The organism is Methylobacterium sp. Leaf102 (assembly GCF_001422425.1).
GTDB lineage: Bacteria > Pseudomonadota > Alphaproteobacteria > Rhizobiales > Beijerinckiaceae > Methylobacterium.
Window position 1 is genome coordinate 274371 of the sequence record NZ_LMMX01000034.1, and the last position, 25920, is coordinate 300290.

At 68.9% G+C, this 25920-nt stretch carries 24 protein-coding genes and 1 pseudogene; 17 read left to right on the forward strand and 8 right to left on the reverse strand.

Annotation, left to right across the window (positions count from 1 at the left end):
- Window positions 1-59: 59 nt before the first annotated feature.
- Complete coding sequence (locus ASF27_RS15815) at window positions 60-1484, forward strand: sensor domain-containing diguanylate cyclase (RefSeq protein WP_082479214.1); 1425 nt, start codon at window positions 60-62, stop codon at window positions 1482-1484.
- A gap of 37 nt (window positions 1485-1521) precedes the next feature.
- Here ASF27_RS15815 and ASF27_RS15820 read toward each other — a convergent pair whose 3' ends face one another.
- From ASF27_RS15820 to uvrB, 3 genes are all read right to left on the reverse strand, one after another.
- Window positions 1522-2274, reverse strand: a complete 753-nt coding sequence (locus ASF27_RS15820; protein ID WP_056361538.1) for a YidB family protein — start codon at window positions 2272-2274, stop codon at window positions 1522-1524.
- 34 nt (window positions 2275-2308) lie between these two features.
- On the reverse strand, window positions 2309-2560 hold the full coding sequence (locus ASF27_RS15825) for a hypothetical protein (protein WP_056361655.1): 252 nt from the start codon (window positions 2558-2560) through the stop codon (window positions 2309-2311).
- A gap of 206 nt (window positions 2561-2766) precedes the next feature.
- Window positions 2767-5499 carry an excinuclease ABC subunit UvrB gene (gene uvrB, locus ASF27_RS15830; protein ID WP_056361541.1) on the reverse strand — a complete coding sequence of 911 codons (2733 nt, stop codon included), beginning with the start codon at window positions 5497-5499 and terminating at the stop codon, window positions 2767-2769.
- Between the two features lie 173 nt (window positions 5500-5672).
- Between uvrB and ASF27_RS15835 the strand changes: the two genes are divergently transcribed.
- The 4 genes from ASF27_RS15835 to ASF27_RS15850 all read left to right on the forward strand — a co-directional run bounded on the left by ASF27_RS15835 (window position 5673) and on the right by ASF27_RS15850 (window position 9272).
- Window positions 5673-6731: an SDR family oxidoreductase gene (locus ASF27_RS15835; RefSeq protein ID WP_056361544.1), complete on the forward strand. Its 1059-nt coding sequence runs from the start codon at window positions 5673-5675 to the stop codon at window positions 6729-6731.
- A gap of 81 nt (window positions 6732-6812) precedes the next feature.
- Window positions 6813-7346, forward strand: coding sequence for an ankyrin repeat domain-containing protein (locus ASF27_RS15840; protein ID WP_056263134.1), 534 nt, complete (start codon window positions 6813-6815; stop codon window positions 7344-7346).
- 76 nt (window positions 7347-7422) lie between these two features.
- A complete protein-coding gene (gene coaBC, locus ASF27_RS15845) occupies window positions 7423-8709 on the forward strand; it encodes a bifunctional phosphopantothenoylcysteine decarboxylase/phosphopantothenate--cysteine ligase CoaBC (RefSeq protein WP_056361547.1) in 1287 nt (428 codons plus the stop codon).
- A gap of 263 nt (window positions 8710-8972) precedes the next feature.
- Window positions 8973-9272 (forward strand): hypothetical protein, encoded by a 300-nt coding sequence (locus tag ASF27_RS15850; protein WP_056361550.1) that lies wholly within the window; start codon window positions 8973-8975, stop codon window positions 9270-9272.
- 5 nt (window positions 9273-9277) lie between these two features.
- On the opposite strand, the gene ASF27_RS15855 is transcribed toward ASF27_RS15850, so the two are convergent.
- The 3 genes from ASF27_RS15855 to speB form a co-directional block, all read right to left on the reverse strand.
- Window positions 9278-9679, reverse strand: a complete 402-nt coding sequence (locus tag ASF27_RS15855; RefSeq protein ID WP_056175546.1) for a VOC family protein — start codon at window positions 9677-9679, stop codon at window positions 9278-9280.
- A gap of 27 nt (window positions 9680-9706) precedes the next feature.
- Complete coding sequence (locus tag ASF27_RS15860) at window positions 9707-10348, reverse strand: glutathione S-transferase (RefSeq protein WP_056361553.1); 642 nt, start codon at window positions 10346-10348, stop codon at window positions 9707-9709.
- 69 nt (window positions 10349-10417) lie between these two features.
- Window positions 10418-11407 carry an agmatinase gene (gene speB, locus ASF27_RS15865; RefSeq protein ID WP_056361557.1) on the reverse strand — a complete coding sequence of 330 codons (990 nt, stop codon included), beginning with the start codon at window positions 11405-11407 and terminating at the stop codon, window positions 10418-10420.
- Window positions 11408-11682: 275 nt separating this feature from the next.
- Here speB and rpsT point away from each other — a divergent pair, with 275 nt between their 5' ends.
- The 5 genes and pseudogenes from rpsT to ASF27_RS15890 form a co-directional block, all read left to right on the forward strand.
- Window positions 11683-11949, forward strand: coding sequence for a 30S ribosomal protein S20 (gene rpsT, locus ASF27_RS15870; protein WP_056095665.1), 267 nt, complete (start codon window positions 11683-11685; stop codon window positions 11947-11949).
- Window positions 11950-12479: 530 nt separating this feature from the next.
- A complete protein-coding gene (gene dnaA, locus ASF27_RS15875; RefSeq protein WP_056263189.1) occupies window positions 12480-13982 on the forward strand; it encodes a chromosomal replication initiator protein DnaA in 1503 nt (500 codons plus the stop codon).
- A 213-nt stretch (window positions 13983-14195) separates the two neighbouring features.
- Window positions 14196-15317, forward strand: coding sequence for a DNA polymerase III subunit beta (dnaN, locus tag ASF27_RS15880; RefSeq protein WP_056175554.1), 1122 nt, complete (start codon window positions 14196-14198; stop codon window positions 15315-15317).
- Window positions 15318-15340: 23 nt separating this feature from the next.
- Window positions 15341-16507, forward strand: a complete 1167-nt coding sequence (recF, locus tag ASF27_RS15885; RefSeq protein ID WP_056361659.1) for a DNA replication/repair protein RecF — start codon at window positions 15341-15343, stop codon at window positions 16505-16507.
- A 14-nt stretch (window positions 16508-16521) separates the two neighbouring features.
- Window positions 16522-17103, forward strand: a pseudogene (locus tag ASF27_RS15890) (LysE family translocator); the annotation flags it as partial.
- Between the two features lie 21 nt (window positions 17104-17124).
- Here the strand turns inward: ASF27_RS15890 and ASF27_RS21720 are convergent.
- Together ASF27_RS21720 and ASF27_RS15895 are read right to left on the reverse strand one after the other, a co-directional pair.
- Window positions 17125-17436 (reverse strand): type II toxin-antitoxin system VapC family toxin, encoded by a 312-nt coding sequence (locus ASF27_RS21720; protein ID WP_244481024.1) that lies wholly within the window; start codon window positions 17434-17436, stop codon window positions 17125-17127.
- 91 nt (window positions 17437-17527) lie between these two features.
- Window positions 17528-17767 carry a type II toxin-antitoxin system VapB family antitoxin gene (locus ASF27_RS15895; RefSeq protein ID WP_056361559.1) on the reverse strand — a complete coding sequence of 80 codons (240 nt, stop codon included), beginning with the start codon at window positions 17765-17767 and terminating at the stop codon, window positions 17528-17530.
- Between the two features lie 104 nt (window positions 17768-17871).
- Between ASF27_RS15895 and recQ the strand changes: the two genes are divergently transcribed.
- From recQ to ASF27_RS15930, 7 genes are all read left to right on the forward strand, one after another.
- Window positions 17872-19725, forward strand: a complete 1854-nt coding sequence (gene recQ, locus ASF27_RS15900) for a DNA helicase RecQ (RefSeq protein ID WP_056175561.1) — start codon at window positions 17872-17874, stop codon at window positions 19723-19725.
- Between the two features lie 159 nt (window positions 19726-19884).
- Entirely contained in the window at window positions 19885-21045 is a 1161-nt protein-coding gene (locus ASF27_RS15905) for a hypothetical protein (protein ID WP_056361660.1), read from the forward strand.
- 131 nt (window positions 21046-21176) lie between these two features.
- Complete coding sequence (purL, locus tag ASF27_RS15910; RefSeq protein WP_056305029.1) at window positions 21177-23402, forward strand: phosphoribosylformylglycinamidine synthase subunit PurL; 2226 nt, start codon at window positions 21177-21179, stop codon at window positions 23400-23402.
- Window positions 23403-23428: 26 nt separating this feature from the next.
- Window positions 23429-23665: a BolA family transcriptional regulator gene (locus ASF27_RS15915; protein WP_056095688.1), complete on the forward strand. Its 237-nt coding sequence runs from the start codon at window positions 23429-23431 to the stop codon at window positions 23663-23665.
- A gap of 43 nt (window positions 23666-23708) precedes the next feature.
- Complete coding sequence (locus ASF27_RS15920; protein ID WP_056175566.1) at window positions 23709-24218, forward strand: DUF29 domain-containing protein; 510 nt, start codon at window positions 23709-23711, stop codon at window positions 24216-24218.
- Window positions 24219-24262: 44 nt separating this feature from the next.
- Window positions 24263-24607, forward strand: coding sequence for a Grx4 family monothiol glutaredoxin (grxD, locus tag ASF27_RS15925; RefSeq protein ID WP_056175569.1), 345 nt, complete (start codon window positions 24263-24265; stop codon window positions 24605-24607).
- Between the two features lie 122 nt (window positions 24608-24729).
- A complete protein-coding gene (locus tag ASF27_RS15930) occupies window positions 24730-25629 on the forward strand; it encodes an NAD(P)/FAD-dependent oxidoreductase (RefSeq protein WP_056361562.1) in 900 nt (299 codons plus the stop codon).
- The last annotated feature ends 291 nt before the right edge of the window (window positions 25630-25920 follow it).

Here is a 25920-nt window from a genome sequence, read left to right on the forward strand (position 1 = left end):
ATCAGAGGTCGACCCAGATCCGACCAGTCGCCTAAGACACCGAGGGCTTCGGAGCACGCATGTACCCACGTCCCGGCAATGAAGCGGAGCGGCTCGCCGCTTTGCACGAACTTGCCATTCTCGACACGCCGCCCGAGGTGCGCTTCGACGCCGTCTGCCGCACAGCCTGCGCCTTGTTCGGCCTGCCGATGGCCACCGTCACCCTCGTCGAAGCGGATCGGCAATGGTTCAAGGCGAAGTGCGGCGTCGGCGGGGAAGGTAGTCCCCGGCAGGATTCGTTTTGCACCTACACGATCCTGACGGACGACGTGCTGGTGGTCGAGGATGCGACAAGGGACCCACGCTTTTCCGGCAGCCCCCTCGTCACCGGTGGGCCGCAGATCCGCTTCTATGCCGGGGCCCCGATCATTCTGGCGCCCGGCATCCGCATCGGTACCGTCTGCGTCCTCGGGACTGTTCCGCGCGGGTTCTCCGCCGTGGAGGAGGCGCAACTAGCCGATCTCGCCGCTGTGGTCGCGGCGCAACTGACCCTGCACCGGACCGAAGCGCGACTGCGCGAGAGCGAGGCGCATTACCGGCTGCTTGCCGAGAACACGTCCGACATGATCGTCCGCTCGGGTCTCGACACCCGTCGCCACTACGTTTCCCCGGCGTCCCGGACCTTGTTGGGCTACGATCCCGACGAACTCGTCGGAACGATGCCGATGGACCAGATCCATCCCGACGATGCCGAGGCCTACGCACGCGTCCTGACCACCCTCGTGGAGGGACGGACCGCCCGTGCAGTGACCCGCCAGCGCTACCGCCGCAAGGACGGGTCCTGGGTCTGGGTCGAGGTGACCTTCAATCTCACCCGCGATGCCACGGATGGGCACCCGACCGGATACGTCGCGGCCGTACGTGATATCTCCGAACGCGAGGAAGCGGCCCGCCGTATCGGTCACATGGCCCGGCACGACGCCCTGACGGATCTCGCCAATCGGACCCTGTTCCGGGAGCGCCTGATTGAGGCATTCACAGCGAATCGACGGGGGAAAGATGGGTTTTCCGTGCTGTATCTGGACCTCGACCGATTCAAGGCGGTCAACGATGGTCTTGGTCACCAAGCCGGGGACCGGCTCCTGTGCCGGGTCGCCGATCGTCTGAAGGGGCTCGTCCGGCAGTCGGATACCGTGGCGCGGGTCGGCGGTGACGAGTTCACCGTGATTCAGGCCGGTACGGACAGGCCCGAGGATCCGCAGCAACTCGCTCAGCGGCTCATTGAGGCCATTCGCCAACCGATCGACCTCGACGGCGAACGAGTGATCGTCGGGGCCAGCGTCGGAATCGCCCGGGCTCCGCAGGATGGCGGAGACGCCGACACCCTGTGCCGGCACGCCGATCTCGCCCTGTATCGTGCAAAGGCAGCCGGCCGGAACACCTTCCGATGCTACGAGCCGGGGATGCGTTTCGACCGCGCGATCAGGACCCGCGCGGCCGGATAGGGGTGTCTCGCCGGCGCCCGATGGGCGCCGGATGCCGCTACCACCCTCGGGTATCCTCGCCCGTTGGGCGCCGGCCCTGCGGCGTCAGTCGATCGATCACCTGCGGCAAAGCTTGCGCCAGCTGCGACAGGAGATCGTCGCGTTGCAGGCCGGTGCGCTGCTCGAGGGCATCGACGGTGTCGGGACCGAGGGCGTCCGCGAGTTGTCGGGGCTGGACCGGACGGTTCTCACCGGAGCCGATCCAGGATTCGATCATGTCGCCGAGACCACCGCGCTGGAACCGGTCGATCAGTCCGTCGAGGCCGGTCTCACCGTCACCGGGCTCGCGGTCGAGCCGGGCGTAGGGGCCGGCACCCGGATCGCGCTCGGTCGTTCCACCGCCGCCATCTGCCGTACCCCGCTCCCCCGGTCCATCGAGCATCCCCGAGAGATCACTGAAATCACCCTCCTGGCCGCCGCGCGGCTCGGCACCGCCCCCCCGGTCATACTCTCGTCCGCGATCGTGCCCGAAGCCGCCGAGATCACCCTCGTCGTAGCCGCCGGGGGCCTGCCCGCCCGACCCATGCCCGCTTTGGGAATCATCACGGTGGGGGCGGCCGCCGCCGCCCAGAAGATCGCCGAGGCCCCCGGCGCCCTTGGACATCAGGAGCATCAGGAGGGCCTGCACGATGGGCGAGAGATTGCCCATGCCGCCACCGGCTCCGCCGCCCTGCCCGCCGCCCTGTTCGGGTCTGCCGCCGCCCAGAACCTGTCCGAGAACGCCGCCAATGACTTGATCGAGGAGGCCCATGATCGTTTCTCCCGTGCTGCGTGGACGTGTCGGCCTACCGTTGTTGGCTGCCGCCGGTGGCGGCGCGGTCCCGGTCGGGCAAGTGATCGAGGGGATTGGTCCGCTTTCCGCTCGATCCGACGACCGCGGCCGAGTGGTCGATGGCCTTCGGCGGCGAGACCTGTCCGGTGGGCCGCTCCGCCGCGCGGGCATCGCGTGACGACAGCGTAGCGGGAGTGGGCTGATCGTTGGGGTTGGCGACCGACTGTGCCACGGCGGGCTGGCCGCCGAGGGGCGTGATGAGCATGCCGAAGGCGGCCGAGACGGCGAGGCCGGCAACGAACAGGCCGGTCGCCGCGGTGCCGGCGCGGGGCCGCAGGGCATGGCGCCGGCGGGCGGAGGTGGTGGTCATGATCAAGACGATCTCCGTGGGAGGACGGGCTCGGCGCCTGCGCGGGGGCGCCATCTGCTGCACCAAGCCCGGCCGGGCCGGGCTGGTTCCCCTCCCCCGCTTCAGCCCTTCTTGCGCCCGCCCCCACCCTTGTATTTCGGCTTCTGCCCACCGAGCCCCTGCGTCGAGCGAGCCTTGGGACGCTCCTGCCATTGCGGCGGGGCGGTGCCTACGGGCAGTTCGCGGTCGGTGCCCGGCCCCATGTTGTCGAGGGTCGGCTTCGAGATGCGGCTCTGCTTCGCGCCGTAGCGTCCCGCCTCGCGTTCGACGTCGCCCTGGCGCGCCATCGGATCGTCGGAGACGAGGAGCTCCGTCGCCTGGAGGCGCTTGAGCTCGTCGCGCAGGCGCGCGGCCTCCTCGAAGTCGAGGTCGGCGGCGGCCGTGCGCATGCGCTTCTCGAGGTCGGCCATCACCGCCTTGAAGTTGTGGCCGATGGTGGCGGCGTTCTTGGCGAGCCCCGTATCGACCTGGACATGGTCGCCCTCGAACACGCTTGAGAGGATGTCGGAGATGCCGCGCTTCACGCTCTGGGGCGTAATGCCGTGCTCGACGTTGTAGGCGAGCTGCTTCGTCCGGCGCCGCTCGGTCTCGGCCATCGCCCGCTCCATGGAGCCGGTGATGTTGTCGGCGTAGAGGATGCAGCGCGCCTCCGCGTTGCGGGCCGCGCGTCCGATGGTCTGGACGAGCGAGGTCTCCGATCGCAGGAAGCCCTCCTTGTCGGCGTCGAGGATCGCGACCAGGGCGCATTCGGGGATGTCGAGGCCCTCGCGCAGGAGGTTGATGCCGATGAGGACATCGAAGGCGCCGAGGCGCAGGTCGCGAATGATCTCGATACGCTCCAGCGTGTCGATGTCCGAGTGCATGTAGCGCACGCGCACGGAGTTCTCGTGCAGATATTCGGTGAGATCCTCGGCCATGCGCTTGGTCAGCGTGGTCACGAGCGTCCGGTAGCCGGCCTGGGCGACTTCGCGGACCTCGCCCAGCAGATCGTCCACTTGGCTGCGGGCGGGCCTGATCTCGATGACCGGATCGACGAGGCCCGTGGGGCGGATGACCTGCTCGGCGAAGACGCCGCCGGTCTGCTCCATCTCCCACTTCGCCGGAGTCGCCGAGACGTGGATCGATTGCGGCCGCATGGCGTCCCATTCCTCGAACCGCAGCGGGCGGTTGTCGAGACAGGACGGCAGGCGGAAGCCGTATTCGGCCAGCGTCGCCTTGCGGCGGAAGTCGCCCTTGTACATGCCGCCGATCTGCGGAACCGTGACGTGACTCTCGTCGGTGAAGACGAGGGCGTTGTCGGGCAGGTACTCGAACAGGGTCGGGGGCGGCTCGCCGGGCTTGCGTCCCGTCAGGTAGCGGGAATAGTTCTCGATGCCGTTGCAGGCGCCCGTGGCCTCGATCATCTCGATGTCGAAGGTGCAGCGCTGTTCGATGCGCTGGGCCTCGATGAGGCGGCCCATCTTCGTCAACTCGTCCACCCGCAGCTTCAGCTCGGTCTTGATGCCCTTCACCGCCTGCTGGAGGGTCGGGCGCGGCGTGACGTAGTGGGAGTTGGCGTAGACCTTCACGAATTTGAGGTCGTTGATCTTCTTGCCCGTGAGCGGGTCGAACTCGGTGATCGACTCGACCTCGTCGCCGAACAGGCCGATGCGCCAGCCGCGATCGTCCAGGTGGGCGGGCCACAACTCGATGACGTCGCCGCGCACCCGGAATGTGCCGCGGGCGAAATCCGACTGGATGCGCTTGTACTGGAGCGCCACGAGGTCGGCTACGAGCTGGCGCTGCTCGATCTTCTCCTCCAGCGACACCGTGAACGACATGGCCGTGTAGGTCTCCACCGAACCGATGCCGTAGATGCACGAGACGGAGGCCACGAGGATCACGTCGTCGCGCTCCAGCAGGGCGCGGGTGGCGGCGTGGCGCATGCGGTCGATCTGCTCGTTGATCGACGATTCCTTCTCGATGAAGGTGTCCGAGCGCGGCACGTAGGCTTCGGGCTGGTAGTAGTCGTAGTACGAAACGAAATACTCCACCGCGTTGTCTGGGAAAAAGCTCTTGAACTCGCCGTAGAGCTGCGCCGCCAGAGTCTTGTTCGGGGCGAGGATCAGGGCCGGACGCTGCGTCGCCTCGATGACCTTGGCCATGGTGAAGGTCTTACCCGAGCCGGTGACGCCGAGCAGCACCTGATCGCGCTCCGCCTTCTTGACCCCGTCCACGAGCTCGGCGATGGCCCGGGGTTGGTCGCCCGCCGGCTCGAACTCGGACTGGAGGCGGAACGGCACGCCGCCCTCGGATTTTTTCGGCCGTTCCGGTCGGTGCGGCGCCCAGTTCTTGCCGTCCTTGAACAGCGGGTTGCCCTCGGTGAGGAGGCGCGACAGGGCGTCCACCGTGGCCGAGACGCCGTCGGTGGCGAGCGACGTGTCGCCATCGTCGGCCAGTCCCTCCGGAGCCGGGCCGTCCTCCGGCGGGGTCAGGCCCAGAGCCTGGGCGAGACGGGAATCGACCTCGGCCGCGTCATGCGTAAAGGCCGCCTGGGGCGCCTCGCCGAACCCCTTCGCGGATGCGGGTTTCGCAATCGCTTTCTTCGGGCGGCCAGGCCGGGCGGGGGCGGGCGGCGCGGTGTTCTCCACAACCGGCAGGCGATTACGGTTCAGGGCCGGGCTCAGCAGGGCGGCGAGATGCTCGTCGAGGGGCTGAAGCTCGGGTTTCGACGCCTTCGGGGAGCCCCTGGATTTGGAGCTTTTGGGGGGGGAACCCGTGACGGTGGAGGAGCGCGGTTTGTTCGGGGCGGCCATGGATGAGATATGGGCCTTTCGACGGGGGCCGGGAAGGGTTCGCGCCCCGATGGCATCTCCACCGCAGCGTTCGCCCCTGCAACGCGCACATGGCTCACGTGCGCGGGCGAACGGCCCGCCGTCGAAACCGTTGATCCGGCGGGCCGCCTTCACGGCCATGGAGCAGTGAGTTCATGACCGGAACGGCCCTCATCGCCGGTGTCAGCGGCATCGTCGGCAACAACCTCGCCCGCCACCTCGTCGAAACCGGCTGGGACGTTCACGGCCTTGCCCGCCGGCCCGTGCAGAGCCCAGGCGTCACCCCGGTCGCGGCCGACCTCACCGATCCGGACGCCTTGAGAGCGGCCCTGGCCGAGATACGCCCGACCCATGTCTTCATCACCACCTGGATGCGGCAGGAGACCGAAGCCGAGAACTGTCGGGTCAACGGCGCCATGGTCCGCAACCTTCTCGGCGCCCTCGACCACGCACCTCTGGCCCACGTCGCCCTGGTGACGGGGTTGAAGCACTATCTCGGCCCGTTCGAGGCCTACGGAAAGGGCACCCTGCCCCAGACCCCGTTCCGCGAGGATCAGGATCGCCTGCCCGTCGAGAATTTCTACTATGTGCAGGAAGACGAAGTCTTTGCCGCCGCTGCCCGGCGTGGCTTCACCTGGAGCGTGCACCGGCCGCACACCATCATCGGCTATGCGCTGGGCAACGCCATGAACATGGGCGTGACGCTGGCCTGCTACGCCACCCTGTGCCGTGAGACCGGACGGCCGTTCGTGTTTCCGGGCTCGGCCCAGCAATGGAACGGGCTCACCGACGTGACCGATGCGCGCCTGCTTGCCCGCCACCTCGCTTGGGCCTCGACCACCCGGGCTACCGCCGACACGGCATTCAACGTCGTCGACGGCGATGTCTTCCGGTGGTCGTGGATGTGGAGCCGCATCGCGGAGTGGTTCGGCGTTCAGCCCGCGCCCTATTCCGGCGAGGCGATGCCCCTTGAGCAGCAGATGTCGGGTGCGGCCGCCCTGTGGCGCGAACTTGCTGCCCGGCACGGGCTCGTCGAGCCGGATCTCGACCGCCTCGCCTCGCCCTGGCACACGGATGCCGACCTTGGCCGGCCCATCGAGGTCGTCACCGACATGAGCCGCAGCCGCCGCCTCGGCTTCCTCGACTACCAGCCCAGCGACGACGCCTTCTTCGACCTGTTCTCGCGGCTCCGGGCCGAGCGGGTGATCCCGTAGGTGACCGGAACACCGTCCCCGGCTGGACAGGCCGGGGCTCGGGACCCAGATCACGCTGGACACGAGACCGGACGGACCCCGATGCAGCCTCAGACCCCCGCAAAGCCCGAACTCGACGACGCCACCCTCGCCTTCGCCGGGAAGGTGTTTCAGTTCGCCCGTCTGGGCCATGCCCGGGAACTCGCCGAGTTGTTCGGTCAGGGCATGCCGGCGAACCTGCGCAACGACAAAGGCGACAGCCTGCTCATGCTCGCCGCCTATAACGGCCAGGCCGAGGCTGCGCAGGCGATCCTCGAACATGGCGGCGACCCGGAACTCGCCAACGACCGGGGCCAGACGCCCCTGGCCGGGGCCGCGTTCAAGGGCGATATCGCCATGACCGAACTGCTCCTCGCACACGGTGCCCTCGTGGACGGCACCGGCGACGGTACCCGCACGGCCCTGATGACGGCCGCGATGTTCGACCGCGTCGCGATCATCGACCTGCTCTTAGCCCATGGCGCCGACCCGGACCGGCGCGACGGGGCCGGGCTCACCGCCGCCGAGATGGCCCAGTCCATGGGGGCGACCCAGGCCCCCGCCCGTCTCGCGCAGGCGTCGAGGCCCCCGGCCTGAGGTAGCCTGCGTCCGGGGCGGTTCGGGTGTATGGAGCGCATCGGGCTCCGGCCCGCGCCCGGCCCATGAGTGTCCCATGACCACCGCTTCCAAGCCCCGTTCGCTCGAGAACCGCCGCATCCTCCTCGTGATCGGCGGCGGCATCGCGGCCTACAAGTCCCTCGACCTTATCCGCCGCCTGCGCGAGCGTGGGGCCCAGGTGCGTCCCCTCCTCACCAAGGGCGCGCAGGAATTCGTGACGCCGCTGGCCGCCGCCGCGCTCGCTGGCGAGCGCGCGCATACGGACCTGTTCGACCGGGCGGAGGAGGCCGATATCGGCCACATCAAGCTTGCGCGCGACGCCGACGCCATCGTGGTCGCGCCCGCCACCGCGAGCCTGATGGCCAGGATGGCAACCGGCGAAGCCTCGGATCTGGCCGCCACGGTGCTGCTCGCCACCACCCTGCCGATCCTCATCGCCCCGGCCATGAACGTGCGGATGTGGCAGCACCCGGCGACACGGCGCAACCTTGCGACGCTCATGGGCGACGGCGTGCTCGTGGTCGGGCCCAATGACGGCGCCATGGCGGAGGCCGAGTTCGGGCCCGGGCGCCTCGCCGAACCGACGGAGATCGCCGCCGCCGTGGAGGCGATGCTGGCCGAGGGCGAGCGACCTGGCGGGTTCGGTTTCCTTGCCGGACGGACCGTGTCCGGGCGCGCACCGGCCGGTCCTCTCGCGGGACGGCGCGTCCTCGTGACCTCGGGGCCGACCCACGAGCCCATCGATCCCGTGCGCTACCTCGCCAACCGCTCGTCCGGCCGCCAGGGACACGCTATTGCGGCCGCGGCTGCGGCGGCGGGAGCCGACGTCACCCTGATCTCTGGCCCGGTCGCGATTCCCGATCCGGATGGCGTGCATGTGGTTCCCGTCGAGACCGCGCGGGCCATGCTGGCGGCCGTGGAGGCGGCCTTGCCGGCGGACATCGCGGTGTTCACGGCCGCCGTCGGCGACTGGCGCCCGGCGGAGGCCGGCACGCGCAAGATCAAGAAGGACGGGAGCGAGCCGCCCCCCCTCCTCCTCGTGGAGAACCCCGACATTCTCGCCACCATCGCGGGCCGGGCGAGCGGGCGCCCGGCTCTCGTGGTGGGCTTCGCCGCCGAGACCGACGACGTGCTCGCCAACGCGCAGCGGAAGATCGCCCGCAAGGGCTGCGATCTACTCGTCGCCAACGACGTTTCGGCCGCCGGGGGCGTCATGGGTGGGCTGAACAACACCGTCCACCTCGTTGGACGCGACGGCTCCGTCGAGACCTGGCCGACCCTCGACAAGGATGAGGTCGGGCGCCGCCTCGTGGCCCGCTTCGCCGCGTTGCTGCCGGCGTGACGCGGTGCGGCAAAAACCTGCGGACCCCGTGCGCGTATTGGCGCGTTAACGCTTGACTAACCCGTCTCCCGGCATCATTTCGGCGTCGCCTCCGATTCCGCCTCGTGCCGGTCGTGCGGCTCCATAGGATCTGACTGACCCAATGCCCAGCGACAGTAGTCGATGGACCGTGCCGCCTTCGGCCGTCCGCGTGCGTCACGCCTGATCGCTGATCGGGCTCGCCCGCGATCGACCCCCGGTGACCGGTCGAACGAGGTGAGCCCATGACCGTCTTGAAGCTTTCTGCCTTTCCGGCCGCTTTTCGTACGAACCTCCTTCCCCTGAGCGACGTTCGCCTCCGCGCCGTACGATCGCGGTCCACCCGCAAGGCCGCGCCGAAATCGCCCCCGAAGAAAAAGCGCGATGCCAACGTCGCCCTCATCATGGCGGTGATGATGAGCCTCGTTTTCGCGCCCGTGGTCGGCATGCACCTGTTTGCCACCTTTGGGCCGGTCGACCTTGGGACGCAGAAGCCCGCCGCCGAGGTCGTGTCGCGCACCGTGCCCGCCCTTCCCCCAGGTTGACGACCTCAGCCGTCCGAGGCGGCGGGGTCCATGTGGACGGCCTCCCAGACATGGCCGTCCGGGTCCTGAAAGCTACAGGCATACATGAAGCCGTGATCCATAACGGGCTTCCACGGCCGGCCTCCGGCGGCCAGGGCCTGGGCCAGCATCGTGTCCACCGCCTCGCGGGACTCCGCCGAGACGCAGGTCAGCACCTCCGTAGCGGTGTTCGCGTCGCTGATCGGCCCGGTGATGAAATCCCGGAACCGGCCCTCCACCATCAGCATGACAAAGATGTTCTCCGCCACGATCATGCAGGCGGCCTCGTCGTTGGAGAAGTTCGGGTCGAAGCCGAACCCGAGGGTGCCGAAGAACGCCCGTGAGACCGTGAGGTCCTTCACGGGGAGGTTCACGAAAATCATCCGCATGTTTCGTCTCCCCGTGGATGAATGCTGTCAGGCCTGTGCCTGGGCGGCTTCGTGCCGGGCCGCCAGATCGGCCTCCTCCGCCGCGATCTTGACGGCGGCGGGCCGCCCGTTGACGCGGGCGATGTAGGCCATGATCGCCGGTTCCTCGGGAACGAGCTGGAAACTCGTGGTCCAGCCAAGCGCCGTGCCCCACAGGACATCGGCGGCGGTGAAGCGCTCGCCGAGGATGTAGGGTCCCCTGGAGAGAGCCCCCAGCAGGGTCGCCAGCACCGTGTCGAAGTCGCCGTAGGCCGACATGGCGCGCGGACCCGCTTCGCGCTGGAGCGCCCGGTCGATGACCGCCGGCTCGAAGCTCGACCCGTAATAGACCATCCAGCGCAGGTACGGCCCGCGCAGGGGATCGTCGGGAGCCGGGGCGAGGCCCACCCCGGGGAACAGGTCGGCGAGGTAGAGGTAGATCGCCGCCTGCTCGGTCACGAGGGCGTCGCCGTGGGTCAGGGCCGGGACCTTCCCCATGGGGTTGATGGCAAGGTACGCCGCCGCGCGGTGCTCGCCGGCCTTCATGTTCATCACCTGAAGCCGATGCGGCGCGCCGAGCTCCTCCAGGAGAATCCGCACCCCCGTCGAGCGGGTGTTGGGCGCATGATAGAGCGTGATCTCGGATGCCAAGCAGAATGCCTTTCGCGAATCGTCGGCCGCAGGGTCTGCGCCGGGCGGGCCAGCGTCAACCGGAGCGCGCTAGTCGCGGCGCGCCGCGACGGCCTGGGCCAGGAGGCACAGGATCTCGAAGGCCAGGGTGGCGCCGGCCAGCGCCGTGATGCCGGACGGGTCGAGGGGCGGGGCGACCTCGACGAGATCGGCCCCGACGAAGTCGAGGCCGCTCAAGGCCCGCACGAGGAACAGCGCCTCCCGACTGGTGAAGCCCCCCATTTCCGGCGTGCCGGTGCCGGGGGCGTAGGCCGGATCGAGGGCATCGATGTCGAAGCTGAGATAGGCCGGCCCGGCACCGATCACGGCGCGGGCCTCCGCCGCCACCGCGGGCAGGCCCCGCATCGCGACCTCGTCCATGGGGACGATCCGCACGCCCTGCGCCCGCGCCCAGTCGAGTTCGTCGGCGCCGTCGACGCTGCCGCGCAGGCCGATCTGGATCATGCGCCCAGGATCGAGGACGCCGTCCTCGATGGCCCGGCGGAACGGCGTGCCGTGGGTGAGCCGGCTGCCGTCGTACTGGCCGTCGTCGGTGTCGCTGTGGGCATCGATATGGACGAGGCCGAGGGGCCGGTCGCGGCCGAGCGCCCTCAGGACGGGATAGGTCACGAAATGGTCGCCGCCGACGGACAGGGGAACGATGCCGGCGGCCGCCAACGGCGCGTAGAACGCCTCGATCCGTGCCGCGGTCGCGGCGACGTCGATGGGGTTGACGCAGACGTCGCCGAGATCGGCGCAGGCGGCGAGATCGTAGGGCGCGATCCCGGTGGCCGCATTGCGCGCACGGGTGCCGGTGGAAGCCTCGCGTATGCCGCGCGGCCCGAGGCGTGCACCCGGCCGGTTGGTGGTGGCCCCGTCGAACGGGATGCCGACGAGGCCGATATCGATGCGGCCCGGGGCCTCGGCGGGGGCGAGGATCGGAAGGCGCATGAAGCTCGCGACACCCGAGAAGCGCGGGCTCGCCATGCCCGAGGGCGGGCGATGGCGCGCGATCCGTCCCGCATCCGGGTCTTCGGTCATCGTTCCTCCACGTGCGTCTGCCAAAGAGATCGTTAGGGCATCCTTTCGCCGGGATGGCGCTTCGATCAAGCGCATGATCGCCCCGCGGCCCCCGTGGCTGCGAAAACCCTCGCGTTGACGGATCGGCGGTGCGTGGCTATAGAGCGCGGATTGCCGACGGTCGCGGTCTTCCCCGTCCGTCGGCTTCGCCATTGCCCGAACAACCTGCACGCGATCATACGACACTCCGGCCTGCGGGCCCGTCGGGATCGCCTCAAACGTGATGAGGATGCCCCATGGCCAACACCGTGTCGGCCAAGAAAATGACCCGCAAGATCGCGAAGCGGACCGCTGTGAACCGCTCGCGCCGCAGCCGTATGCGCACCTTCGTCCGCAAGGTCGAAGAGGCCATTGCCGGTGGCGACCAGACCAGCGCGCTGACCGCCCTGCGGGAAGCCGAGCCCGAGATCATGCGGGCCGCTCAGCACGGCATCGTGCACAAGAACAACGCGTCCCGGAAGGTCTCGCGCCTCGCGGCACGGGTCAAGGCGCTCGCCGCCTAACCCTCCGTCCTCAGGACCCATTGCGAAGAAAGCCCGGCAGCGATGCCGGGCTTTCTTCGTTTTCGGCTGCCCTTCTCGCGCCGCCGGTGGCGAGCCCGGACCATGCGCCATCCCGTCGTGACACCGCGACATGCGTCCACCTGCAGCGTCTCGTTAACGATATTGCCGAATCTCCCATGTTGTGGCGTGCGCAGGCCAAGTGTAACTTAACGATCGCTTGAGAAGACGCCACAAAAGCCGTGCATCTCCGAGTCGAGGATGAACCGTTCACAAGGTCGGGGCTCCGGCTCGACTCACCCCGCCAAGCCCTCGTCGCAATTCGCGCAAATTTGGCTATCCCCATTAGTCCCGTTGTTAGGAGAACCGTAGCTTATTGTTGATAGGCTGTTTTCATCGACAAAAGGTGCCGTGGGTCCATTGACACCGGCGCGAACACCAGGGTCCCGCGAATGGCTTGCGGGACGCGACGTCAGTCAAGTGTGCGTACGTTCCGGCGGCGGCTCTCCGTCCTCGGCGCGAGGAGAGCGATGATGCATGTCGACGGTAGCGTGTCCGGCAACCCCGAGACGGGCATGAGCGGCGTGGGTGGGACCGATCCGGTGGCCGCCTGGGCTCGGGTGAAGCGCCGCTTGCGGGCGGAACTGGGCGAGGACGTGTTCGCGAGCTGGTTCGCCCGACTCGAACTGCTCGAAGTCTCAGGCGCCACGGCCCGCCTCACGGTGCCCACCCGCTTCCTCAAGAGCTGGATCGAGTCGCACTACATCGACCGCGTCCTGAACACCTTCCGCAGCGAGGTCGAGGAGGTCTCGCGCATCGACGTCTCGGTGCGCGGTCCCGCCGCCCGTCCGGCCGCCGCCGCGAGTGCTCCGAAGCCCGCGATGGCGCCAAGCCCCCTGGCTCGTCTCCAGGCCGCCGGCTCCGGAATGCACGCCCCGGGCGAAGCCGATTCGGAAGTTTCCGCCCCGGTCCGCGCCGAGGGTGGCTCCGGCGACCTCAACGGTGCGCCCCTCGACAACCGCCTGACCTTCGCGAGCTTCGTCGTCGGCCGCTCCAACGCCCTCGCCCATGCGGCCGGCGAGCGCGTCGCCCGCCACGACGGCCAGGGCGCGCTCTACAACCCGCTCTACCTCCATGCCGGGGTCGGCCTGGGCAAGACCCACCTGCTGCACGCCATCGGCCACGCCGCCCGCGATTCCGGCCGCCGGGTGATCTACCTCACCGCCGACCGCTTCATGTACGGCTTCGTCAACGCCCTGAAGACCCAGAACGCCCTAGCCTTCAAGGAGCGCCTGCGCGCCATCGATCTCCTCATCCTCGACGACGTGCAGTTCATCCAGGGCAAGTCGATCCAGGCCGAGTTCGGACACACCATCAACGCACTCATCGATGCCGGCCGCCAGGTCGTCGTCGCCTCCGACCGGCCGCCCACCGAACTCGAAGCCCTGGAAGAGCGGGTCCGCTCGCGCCTCGCCGGCGGCCTCGTGGTCGAGATCGGCACCCTCGACGAGCAGCTGCGCACCTCGATCCTCTCGGCGCGGCTCGCCGCCGTGCAGGTCTCGCATCCGAGCTTCGAGGTCTCGCCCACGGTCGCCACCTACGTCGCCCGGGCGATCACCGCCAACGGGCGCGATCTCGAGGGCGCCGTGAATCGGCTGCTCGCCCATGCCACCCTCACGGGGGCGGCGGTGACCATGGAGACCGCCGAGGCCGCGATCCGCGATCTGGTGAAGAACCGCGAGCCCAAGCGCATCAAGATCGAGGACATCCAGAAGCTCGTGGCCTCGCGCTACAACGTCTCGCGCTCCGACATCCTGTCCGAGCGACGCACGGCCGCCGTGGTCAAGCCGCGCCAGATCGCGATGTATCTGTCGAAGGTGCTGACCCTGCGCTCCCTCCCCGAGATCGGCCGGCGCTTCGGCGGTCGCGACCACACCACCGTGCTCCACGCCGTGCGCAAGATCGACAAGCTCATCGGCGAGGACAATGTGCTCAACGACGAGGTCGAACTCCTGAAGCGCATGCTGCAGGATTGAGGCGCGTCGCGCGGCGGAGCTTTCGGCTCCGCCGCGGATCGAAGCCGGGATAGCCGCCCTCTCGCACTTGCGTTCGCCGATGGGCTTCGCCAAGTTCATCGGCCACGGTGCCGGGTTTTGGTGCCGTTCCACGGTGCCTTTCCACGCGGAATGCCGAGGCGCGCCGCCGCGCCGGCTCAAGCGACGTCCACCTTCAGACCACGAGTTTTGTCGATGAGAGTCACTGTCGAGCGCGCGGCCCTCCTTCGTTCGCTCGGCCACGTGCACCGCGTGGTCGAGCGCCGCAACACCATCCCGATCCTGTCGAACGTGCTCCTGCGCGGCGGCCCTGCGGGCCTGGAGCTGCGCGCCACGGACCTCGACATCGAGGTCACGGAGACCATCCCGGCCGATGTGGCCGATGCGGGCGCCACCACCGTGCCGGCGCACGTCATCTACGACATCGTACGCAAGCTGCCCGACGGCGCCCAGGTCTCCCTGGAGACCAGCGGCGAGACGGGGCAGATGACCATCCGCTCGGGCCGCTCGCGGTTCTCGCTCGGCGCCCTGCCGGAAGGCGATTTCCCCGACCTCGCCGCCGGCGAGCTGCCGAACCGCTTCACCCTGGCGGCGGCCGACCTCAAGCGCCTCATCGAGAAGACGCAGTTCGCCATCTCCACGGAGGAGACGCGGTACTATCTCAACGGCATCTACCTCCACACCATCGAGTCCGAGGGTTCGCTGAAGATGCGGGCCGTCGCCACCGACGGACACCGCCTCGCTCGGGTCGAGATCGAGGCGCCGGACGGAAGCCGCGACATGCCGGGCATCATCGTGCCCCGCAAGGCGGTCGCCGAGATCATCAAGCTCGTGGAGGATGGGGGCGAGGGCGTGGAGATCGACCTGTCCTCGGCCAAGATCCGATTCAAGTTCGCCAGTGGCGTGGTGCTGATCTCCAAGCTCATCGACGGTACATTCCCGGATTACCAGCGCGTCATCCCCTCCGGAAACGACAAGCGCCTTACCGTCGAGCGTGACCAGTTCGCCCGGGCGGTCGATCGTGTCTCGACCATCTCGTCGGAGCGCGGCCGCGCGGTGAAGCTCGCCGTGCAGGAAGGGCGTCTCGCACTTTCCGTGAACAATCCGGATTCCGGCAGTGCCACCGAGGAGCTCGACGTCGATTACGAGGCCGCCGCCCTCGATATCGGCTTCAACGCCCGCTACCTCCTCGACATCACGGCTCAGCTCGAGGGCGACACCGCCCTGTTCAAGCTCGCCGACCCGGGCTCGCCGACCCTGATCCAGGACCGCGAGGGCGCGTCCGCCCTCTATGTGCTGATGCCGATGCGGGTGTGATCGCGACCGCTTCGTCCAATCTCATCGCGCATGCACCCGAGGATGCCTCGGCGGGTCGCGGGCTTCGCCTGACCCGCCTGATCTGCCGCGACTTCCGCAATCATGCCGACGTCGATCTCGAGGTGAGCCGCCGCTTCGTCGCGCTGGTCGGCGAGAACGGGGCCGGCAAGACCAACCTGTTGGAAGCCGTATCCCTGTTCTCGCCGGGGCGCGGCCTGCGCCGGGCCGATCTCGCGGGCATGGCCCGCATCGGCGGACCGGGCGGCTTCGCCGTGTCGATGACCCTGGCGGCGGGCGAAGGCGAGCACCGGGTGGGCACCGGCTACGAACCGCCCGGCCTCGACGGGCGCGCCGCGCGCCTGTGCCGGATCGACGGCGCGACGGCGCCTTCCCCCGTGGCGTTCTCCGAGTTCCTGCGCGTGGTCTGGCTTACCCCGGATTTCGACGGATTGTTCCGAGGGGCGGCGGGTGACCGCCGCCGCTTCCTCGACCGGCTGGTGCTTGCCGTCGATGCCACCCACGGCGCCCGGGTCAACGCGTTGGAGCGGGCGTTGCGCTCGCGCAACCGCCTCTTGGAGGAGCGGCCCAACGACGGGCAATGGCTGGACGCCATCGAGCGCGAGGTCGCCGAACTCGGGGTTGCCGTGGCGCTCGCCCGGCGCGAGACCACGGAGCGCCTCGACCGGCTCATCGCCGAGGGGCGCGACGATGCCCAGCCCTTCCCCTGGGCGGCGCTCCGCCTCGAAGGCGACCTCGACGATCTCGTCGCCGTCTGGCCGGCGCTGGAGGCCGAAGACCGGTTCCGTATGGCCCTGCGCCAGGGCCGCGCCCGCGACCGCGCGGCCGGCCGTACGCTCAGCGGACCGCAGACCAGCGATCTCGTGGTGCGCCACGGTCCCAAGAACGTGCCCGCCGCCACCGCCTCCACGGGCGAGCAGAAGGCCCTGCTCATCGGGCTCGTTCTGGCCCATGCTCGCCTGGTCCAGGCCATGTGCGGGATCGCCCCCCTGGTCCTGCTGGACGAGGTCGCCGCCCATCTCGACCCGCGCCGCCGCGCCGGCCTGTTCGACGCCCTCGAAGCCCTGTCCGGTCAGGTCTGGATGACGGGGGCCGATCCGGCCCTGTTCGCCGAACTCGACGGACGGGCGGATCTGGTGAGAATCGTCGACGGGCGCGTCGCCGTGCCTTGAGGCGCCGGTGGGCCATGTCGATCGCGAATCTCCTCCTCTTCGCCGGTATCTACGCCGTTGCGGTGGCCTCTCCCGGTCCTGGCATCGCCGCCCTGGTGGCGCGAGTGCTGGTGCGCGGGCCGGTCGGCATCGGGGCCTTCATCGCCGGCTTCGTCGTGGGCGACCTCGTCTGGTTCGGCGTGGCGGCGGCCGGTATGGCCCTCCTCGCACGGTCCCTGGCCGTCGCGTTCGTCGTCCTGAAGTACGCCGGTGCCGTCTATCTCGCGGTTCTCGCCTGGAAAGCCTGGACCGCGCCCTTGGAGCCCATCGAGACCGAGCGCGTGGACGCAGACGGCCGGATACGCCTGTTCTTCTGCGGCCTCGTCCTCACCCTCGGCAACCCGAAGGTGATCCTGTTCTTCCTTGCGCTTCTGCCGGGTGTGGTTGATCTCGATCGCCTGACCCTCCTCGGCTTCGCCGAGATCGGCGCCGTCTTGAGCGCTGTCTTGTGCGCCTATGCCGGGGCCGCCGACCGCGCCCGGCGGGTCTTCACCTCGATTCGCGCGCGGCGTGCGATCAACCGCAGCGCCGGCACGGTGATGGCGGGCGCGGCGGTCGCCATCGCCACGCGGCGAGCCTCACGCGAGGGCGGATGGAATGTCGGTCTGCGAAAAATCGTTGCCGATGAACAGGAGTGGGACATCACGAGTTTGGGCGCAGGCATAGGCGAAGCAGTCGCCGAGGTTGAGGCGCGCGGGGTGGCCCCTGCCCTTTCCGTAGCGGTGATGCGCGAAGATCGCATGACTTGCGTCTCGGCCATCGATCGGCACGATGGCGATTTCGGATGCTGCCAGAAAGCTGCGGACCTTTTCCTCCGCCTCGGTGGTTGGAATCGTACCGAAACGACTGATCGCCAATGTCGATTCGAAGATCGCGATCGCCGATGTCATCGCGGAACTCGTCTTTTCGAGCCGGTCTACGAGCGCCTCGAAATGGGGACGCGCTGGAGAATCGCTACGATCGCAGATGCGTCGATGAACATCACGGCTCACCGCTGAGATCGTCGTAAAAGGCTTTGTCGGCCTTCAGGCCCGTTCTGGGATAGGCGGCAATCGCATCCTGGATCGGTTTGATGCGTTCCAAAAGCGACGGCTTCGCCTCCCGTCTCGCCAACTCGTTGACGAGCGCCATTCGCACGGCCTCGGTCTTGCTCACCCTTGCCGCTGATGCCAGCGCTTCAGCGAGTTGGTTAACCTCCTCGCTACGGATATTCAGCGCCATCGTACGCCCCTCGTGTAGACGCGTTTACGATGGTGCCCACACGACTTTCGCGCAAGCTACCCATTCCACAAAAACAACCAAAAGTTGAAATCCTGAAGGTAGCGATGAACACTCGCCTCGATGAAGCCCGCGCCGCGTTGAAAACGACCTTCGGCTACGACGATTTCCGCCCCGGCCAGGACGAGGTCATCGGCGCGGTGCTCGACGGGACCGACGTGTTCGCCGTGATGCCGACGGGCTCGGGCAAGTCGATGACCTACCAGCTGCCCGCCCTGGTGGAATCCTCGCTCACGGTGGTGGTCTCTCCCCTGATCGCCCTGATGCACGATCAGGTGCAGCAGATGCTCGGCTTCGGTGTCGCCGCCGCCACCCTCAACTCCTCCGTGCCCGAGGCGACTTCGCGCGAGACCTGGCGCCAGATACGCTCCGGCGATCTGCGCCTCCTCTTCGTCTCGCCCGAGCGGCTGATGATGGAAGGGCTGATGGATGCCCTGCGGGGCGCCGGCGTTCGGCGCCTCGCCGTGGACGAGGCTCACTGCGTCTCGCAATGGGGCCACGATTTCCGACCCGAATACCGCGATCTGTCGCGCGCGCGCGAGGCGCTCGGCAACGTCCAGACCGTGGCGCTCACCGCCACCGCCGACAAGGCGACGCGGGCCGACATCACCGAGCGGCTGTTTCCCGCGGGCCGCGAACTCAAGGCGTTCGTCCATTCCTTCGACCGGCCGAACATCCGTCTGACCTTCGTGCCGAAGGACAACCCCACCCGGCAGATCGAGCGTTTCCTCAAGCACCGCCGCTCCGAGAGCGGAATCATCTACTGCTCCTCGCGAAAGCGTACGGAGCAGCTCGCCGAAAGCCTTGCCAAGGACGGCTTCAACGCCCTGCCTTATCACGCCGGCCTCGACCAAGGCACGCGGATGAAGAACCAGGACACGTTCCTGCAGGAGGACGGCGTGGTGATGACGGCGACCGTCGCCTTCGGCATGGGCATCAACAAGCCCGACGTGCGCTTCGTCTGCCACGCCGACATGCCGTCCAACGTCGAGGGCTACTACCAGGAGATCGGCCGCGCCGGCCGCGACGGCCTGCCCGCCGACACCCTCACCATCTACGGCCTCGACGACATGTCGCTCCGCCGGCGGCAGATCGACGAGAAGGAGGTGCCGGACGAGCGTCGCCGCGTCGAGCGGCGCAAGCTCGAGGCGATGATCGCGCTGTGCGAGGGCGCCACCTGCCGCCGCCAGTCGCTCCTCGGCTATTTCGGCGAGGCGAGCGAGCCGTGCGGACGCTGCGACCTGTGCCGCTCGGGCGTCTCCCTCGTCGACGCCACGGTGCCGGCGCAGAAGCTGCTCTCGGCCATCGTCCGCACCGGCCAGCGCTTCGGGGCGGCATATGTCTGCGATGTGGTCCACGGCAAGGAATCCGACCCGATCCGCCGCAACGGCCACGCGTCGCTCAAGACCTTCGGGGTCGGCGCCGACAAGCCTGTCGCGGCTTGGCGCGCCATGCTGCGGCAGCTCTTCGCCGCGGGCGCCGTGTCCGAGAACGGCGACGGCTTCGGCGGGCTCTCACTCACCGACAAGGGCGAGGCGATCCTGTTCGGCCGCGAGACCATCCAGATGCGGCCGGACCCCGAGCCGAAGGTCGCCGAGCCGCGCGACCGCAAGCGCGCGGCCTCACGCGACGATGCCAGCCTCGATCTCGACCCGGCCACCGAGGCCCTGTTCCAGCACCTGCGCGGCTTGCGCGCCACCATCGCGCGCGCCGAGGGCATCGCCGCCTTCATGGTGTTCCCCGACCGCACCCTCATCGAGATGGCGCGCTCCAAACCCGTCGATCTCTACGCCCTGCGCACGGTCCACGGCGTCGGCGAGCGCAAGCGCGAGGCCTATGGCGCACGCTTCGTCGAGGCCATCGCCGAGTTCCTGTCGCACGCCCCAGCCGGGTCTTCGTGATGCGGTTTCGCACTCGTCGGACGGGATCTTGATCGTGTAGGGACGGGCGTGGTCGCCGCTGCGACCGCCGAGACCCGCGTTCCATCGCATCATCGGACGGACAGCCCCATCGCTCAGGACGCCCCCTCGGCCGAGACCAGGCCGCGCCACATCTTCTACATGCCGGGCTTCGATCCGCGCGCGCCCGAGACCTACTGGGGCCTGTTCCGTCGCGAGAGTCGTCTGACCGCAGCCCGGCGCGGCATGGCGATCACGGTGGGCGATCCTGAGCGCTCGGCCGACGGCCTGCGCCTCGACTGGCGCGTGGAGGCCGACGGCACCGAGACCCGCTACACCCTGCTGCGCTGGGACGACATCGTCGCCGCCCGGTTTCCCCGTGGGAACGCGCGCCGCCTCCTCGCCGTGCCGGCCCTGTGGTGGCGACTCTGGCGCACGGGCTACGTTCGACGCTTCCGTCGCGAGGCGCGACGCTTTTCCCGGGTGATCGTCGGCGTCCACCTCATCTACCTGGCGCTGGTGGTCTTCAGCTTCGGGGCCGCGCTGGGTCTCGTCGGCCTGCTTCCTGACTGGACGCGCCCCTGGTCCTGGCTCTCGGCGCCGGCGCTCGCCTACGCGATCCTCGCCGGGCTCATGGCGGTGACGCGGGGAAAGCCGTTCTACGTCGCGCATCTCGTCGACGACACCGCCTTCACCCACGACCATGCCGACGGGCGCGAGGCGCGGATGAATGCGCGCCTCGACGCCTTCGCCGATCTCATCCGGGCGGCGGACGGGCGGGCCGGCGAGATCGTGGTCATCGGCCATTCCTCTTCGAGCTTCCTCGGCATCGAGGTCCTCGACCGGGTGCTCGCCCGCGATCCCGAGTTCGGCCGGCGCGGTACCCCGGTCTCGTTCGTCAGCATCGGTAGCGTGATTCCCTGGATCACCCTCGACCCCCGGGCCGTGGCGATGCGGGCGTCCCTGGCGCGGGTCGCCGCCTGCGATGCCGTCGGCTGGCTCGATGTCCGGGCGAAATGGGACTGGCTCTCCATCCACAAGCGCAATCCCCTGAGCGCCTCGCGGGTGCCGGCGCCAGCGGCGCACCGGCCGGTGGAAATCCACGTCCGCATCGAGGATCTCATCGAGAAGCGCATCCTCAAGCGGCGCAAGTGGAACCTGTTCCGCATGCACTTCCAGCTACTCATGTCGAGCCGCGACCCGCACGCGTTCGACTACGTCGCCTTCGTCGCCGGGCCCGAGCCGGTCCACGCCGCGATCCGGCGCTGGCGCGACGGCGCGGAACATCCCAAGGCCCGTGTGACGGAGCAAGGGCCCGTGTGACGGAGGAATCCGCCGTTCCATGAGGTGCATGGAACGGTCGCGCGACGATCGCGTGTTGCCAGGGCGCGCCCTAACGCTCTAGAGCCGTCTCGACCGAGACGGCCGAACTGGATCGTGTCGAGAGGGGCCGCATGTTCCGCAACGATGTTCCGATCACCCCCGAACTGGTGCGCCAGCACGGCCTGACGCCCGACGAGTACGACCGCTTCCGCGGCCTCATCGGGCGCGACCCGACTCTGACCGAGCTCGGCATCGTCTCGGCCATGTGGAACGAGCACTGTTCGTACAAGTCCTCGCGCAAGCACCTGCGCGGCCTGCCGACCAAGGCGCCGTGGGTGATCCAGGGGCCGGGCGAGAATGCCGGCGTCATCGACATCGGCGACGGCCTGGCCTGCGTCTTCAAGATGGAGAGCCACAACCACCCGAGCTTCATCGAGCCCTATCAGGGCGCGACGACGGGCGTGGGCGGCATCCTTCGTGACGTGTTCACCATGGGGGCGCGCCCCATTGCGGCACTCAACGCCCTGCGCTTCGGCTCGCCGGACCATCCGCGCACCCGCCACCTCGTCTCGGGCGTGGTCGCGGGCATCGGCGGCTACGGCAATTCCTTCGGCGTGCCGACGGTGGGCGGCCTCATGGGATTCCATTCGCGCTACGACGGCAACATCCTCGTCAACGCCATGGCGGTGGGTTTGGCCAAGACCGACGCGATCTTCTACGCGGCGGCCACCGGCGTGGGTAACCCCATCGTCTACCTCGGCTCGAAGACCGGCCGCGACGGCATCCACGGCGCCACCATGGCGTCGGCCGAGTTCGACGACGCGTCGGAGTCGAAGCGCCCCACCGTGCAGGTCGGCGACCCCTTCGCCGAGAAGCTGCTGCTGGAGGCCTGCCTCGAACTCATGGCGTCGGGCGCCGTCATCGCCATTCAGGACATGGGGGCCGCCGGCCTCACCTGCTCGGCCGTCGAGATGGGCGCCAAGGGGGATCTCGGCGTCGAGCTCCACATCGAGAAGGTCCCGGCCCGCGAGGCCGGCATGACCGCCTACGAGATGATGCTGTCGGAGAGCCAGGAGCGCATGCTCATGGTCCTCAAGCCCGGCATGGAGGCCGAGGCGCAAGCCATCTTCGTGAAGTGGGGCCTCGATTTCGCGATCATCGGGCACACCACCGACACGCTGCGCTTCGTGGTCAAGCACGACGGCGTGGTGATGGCCGATCTGCCGATCAAGGAACTCGGCGACGAAGCCCCGCTCTACGACCGGCCCCACATCGCCAACACCCACCAGCCGGTGATCCTGGCGGCCGACGTGCCCGAGACCGTGGGCAGCGCGGAGGCCCTGAAGCGCCTCGTCGGCTCGCCGGACCTGTCCTCGAAGCGCTGGGTCTACGAGCAGTACGACCATTTCATCGGCGGCAACACCGTGCAGAAGCCCGGCGGGGATGCGGCCATCGTGCGCGTCGAGGACGGCCCCAAGGGCCTCGCCATGACCGCCGACGTGACGCCGCGCTACTGCGAGGCCGATCCCGTCGAGGGCGGCCGGCAGGCCGTGGCGGAGGCCTGGCGCAACATCACGGCGGTGGGCGGCACGCCGCTCGCCATCACCGACAACCTCAATTTCGGCAACCCCGAGAAGCCCGAGGTGATGGGCCAGCTCGTCGGCTGCCTCAAGGGCATCGGCGAGGCCTGCCTCGCCCTCGACTTCCCCGTCGTGTCCGGCAACGTCTCGCTCTACAACGAGACCAACGGGGTGGGCATCCTGCCGACCCCGACAATCGGCGGCGTCGGCGTCCTCGCCGACGTGACCCGCCACGCCACCCTGGCGCTCAAGCGCGAAGGCGACCTCCTGGTGCTCGTCGGCGACACCGCCGGCTGGCTCGGCCAGTCCGTCTACCTCGCGGTGATCGCCGGCCGCGAGGCGGGCGCGCCGCCGCCCGTCGATCTCGCCGCCGAGCGCCGCAACGGCGATTTCGTGCGCGGCCTCATCGTCTCCGGCCAGGTCGACACCGTGCACGATCTCTCGGATGGCGGCCTCGCCGTCGCCGTGGCCGAGATGGCCATGGCGGGCGGCATCGGCGCGGCACTTCCCGAGGTGCCGGCCGGCATGGCGACGCACGCCTACCTCTTCGGAGAGGATCAGGCCCGCTATCTCCTCGCCGTCGATGCCGAGACCGCGCCCGACCTCCTCTACAGCGCCACGGCGCAGGGGATCGACGCCCTCGTGGTCGGCGTGACGGGGGGCGATCGCATCACCCTGCCGGGCGGCGAATCCATCGCCGTCGCCGACCTGCGCGAAGCCCACGAGGGCTGGTTGCCCGCCTATATGGCGAGCCAGCCCGCCGGCGTTCCCGCATAAATCCCCGCTGTTCAGGAGGACTTCCCATGCCGATGGATGCGCGTGAGATCGAGGCGATGATCCGCGAGGCGCTGCCCGACGCCCGGATCGAGATCAAGGATCTGGCCGGGGACGGCGATCACTACGCCGCCACGGTCCTGTCCGCCGCCTTCAAGGGCAAGACCCGGGTGGCCCAGCACCAGATGGTCTACGGCGCGCTTCAGGGGCGCATGGGGGGCGTGCTTCATGCCCTTGCGCTCACCACGGGCGTCCCCCAGGATTGAGGGGCGCCCTTCGCGAAGCGAGGGACCTCACGGGGCGGACCGCATGGACCAGCCGAGCCTCTACGACGACGACATCGTGACCTGGGCCGAGCAGCAGGCGTCGACCCTTCGCGAACTCGCGCGCCGGCCGGACCTGTCGAACATCCTCGATTGGGAGAACGTCGCCGAGGAGATCGAGAGCGTGGGGCGTTCGCAGATCGGTGCCGTGGAAAGCCTGCTGGCACAGACTCTGGCGCATTTGCTCAAACGCTTGTCCGCGCCGGATACCCTCTCCGTCGAGCATTGGCGGAAGGAGGCCGGTACATTCCAGGTCGCCGCGTTCACCCGCTACGAGCGGTCGATGCGCCAGCGCCTGGACTGGGACAAGATCTGGTCCGTCGCTCAGTCGCAGGCCAAACTAGGCCTGACCACCTATGGGGATACTCTGCTCCCCCATCTGCCCGCCCGATGCCCTTTGGGACCGGACGACCTTCTCGTCGCGCCCTTCGACCTGGATGCCGCCCTCCGCGCCATCGCCGACGCGACGGCCTTGAAATCGACGAATCAATCCTGACCTCAACGGTGACGCACACCGTTCCCGACCATACGAGGATTCCCATGACCGACGCCAACACCGCCATCAAGACCGAGATCGAATCCCAGGACGTGGTCGTGTTCATGAAGGGCACGCCGCAATTTCCCATGTGCGGCTTCTCGGGCCAGGTCGTGCAGATCCTCAACCACCTCGAAGTGCCGTTCAAGGGCGTGAACGTCCTCGACGACATGGCGATCCGCGACGGCATCAAGGCCTTCTCCAATTGGCCGACGATCCCGCAGATCTACGTGAAGGGCGAGTTCGTCGGCGGTTGCGACATCACCCGCGAGATGTTCCAGTCGGGCGAATTGCAGCAGTTCCTGTCCGAGAAGGGCATCCCGGTGAAGGCCGCGACCACGGCCGCCTGAACGGGCACCCGAAACCCTGCGAATGGAAAGGGGCGCCGCGGGCGCCCTTTTTCGTGTCCGGCAACGGGTTGGCGCCTCCGGTCGTTGGTGTACCGGCACCACCATCCCGGAGCGATCGACCGATGCACGATGCCATCATCGTCGGTGGCGGACCCGCCGGCCTCAACGCGGCGCTCATCCTGGGCCGCTGTCGCCGATCGGTCCTGCTGATCGACTGCGGCGACCCCCGCAACGCCGCGACGCCCCGGACCTGGGGGTTGTTCACCCGCGACGGGACGCCACCCGCCGCCCTGCGGGCGCAGGGGCGGGCCGATCTCGCGCGCTACCCCACCGTGGAATGCCGCACCGCGGAGGTGACGGCGGCGCGCCGCGAGGGTGACGCCTTCGCGGTGGTTCTGGCCGACGGCCAAACGGAAACCGCACGCCGCCTCGTCCTCGCCACGGGGCTGCATCAGGACCTGCCCACGGTCGAGGGGTTCGACACCTACTGGACGCGCGGCGTCCACACCTGCCCGTATTGCGACGGCTACGAGAGCCGCGACCAGCCCCTGGTCGCCTACGGACACGGTCACGCCGGCGTCGGCCTCGCCCTCGAACTCACCGTCTGGAGCCGGGACGTGACCCTGTGCACCGACGACCGGGCCGACAGCCTGTCGGAGGCGGACCGCGCCCGCCTCGACCGCCACGGGATCGGGGTCGCCGACGGCGCCGTGGCGCGCCTGGCGGGGAATGGCGAGCGGGCGGAGCGGCTCGTGTTCGCGGACGGGACCGAGCGGCCGTGCCACGCCGTCTTCCTCACGCCCGGGGGATGCCGCCCGTCCGACCTCATCACGCAACTCGGCTGCGACCTGACCCCGAAGGGCATCGTGCCGACGGGGGATTACGAGGGCACCAACGTGCCCGGCCTCTACGTGGCGGGGGATGCATCCCGTCGGGTGCAATTCGCCGTGGTGGCGGCGGCCGAAGGCGCGATGGCGGCCTTCGCGATCAACACCGAACTTCTGAAGGACGACGCGGCGTGACCACCATTCGTGATTCGCAGCGGCCCGAATCACCCCCGAGCGAATCGGGCATCTTTGCGGCGCAACGGCGGCAAGCCCATCGACGGCGCCCGTCGGGCCGGCAGGGCGCTGCGGTGCATCATCAGTGATCCGATGTATTCGCGTGCGCGGCCGCACCCAATCAACGGCTCGAACTACGCAAATGTAAATTAATCATCAATCAACACGTGCGCCGGGAACTTATTGGCGTTATCCACGCTTTCTGCCAATGACCGGGTCGCGGCTCCCTTTGGAGACCTCAACGGCGCCGGG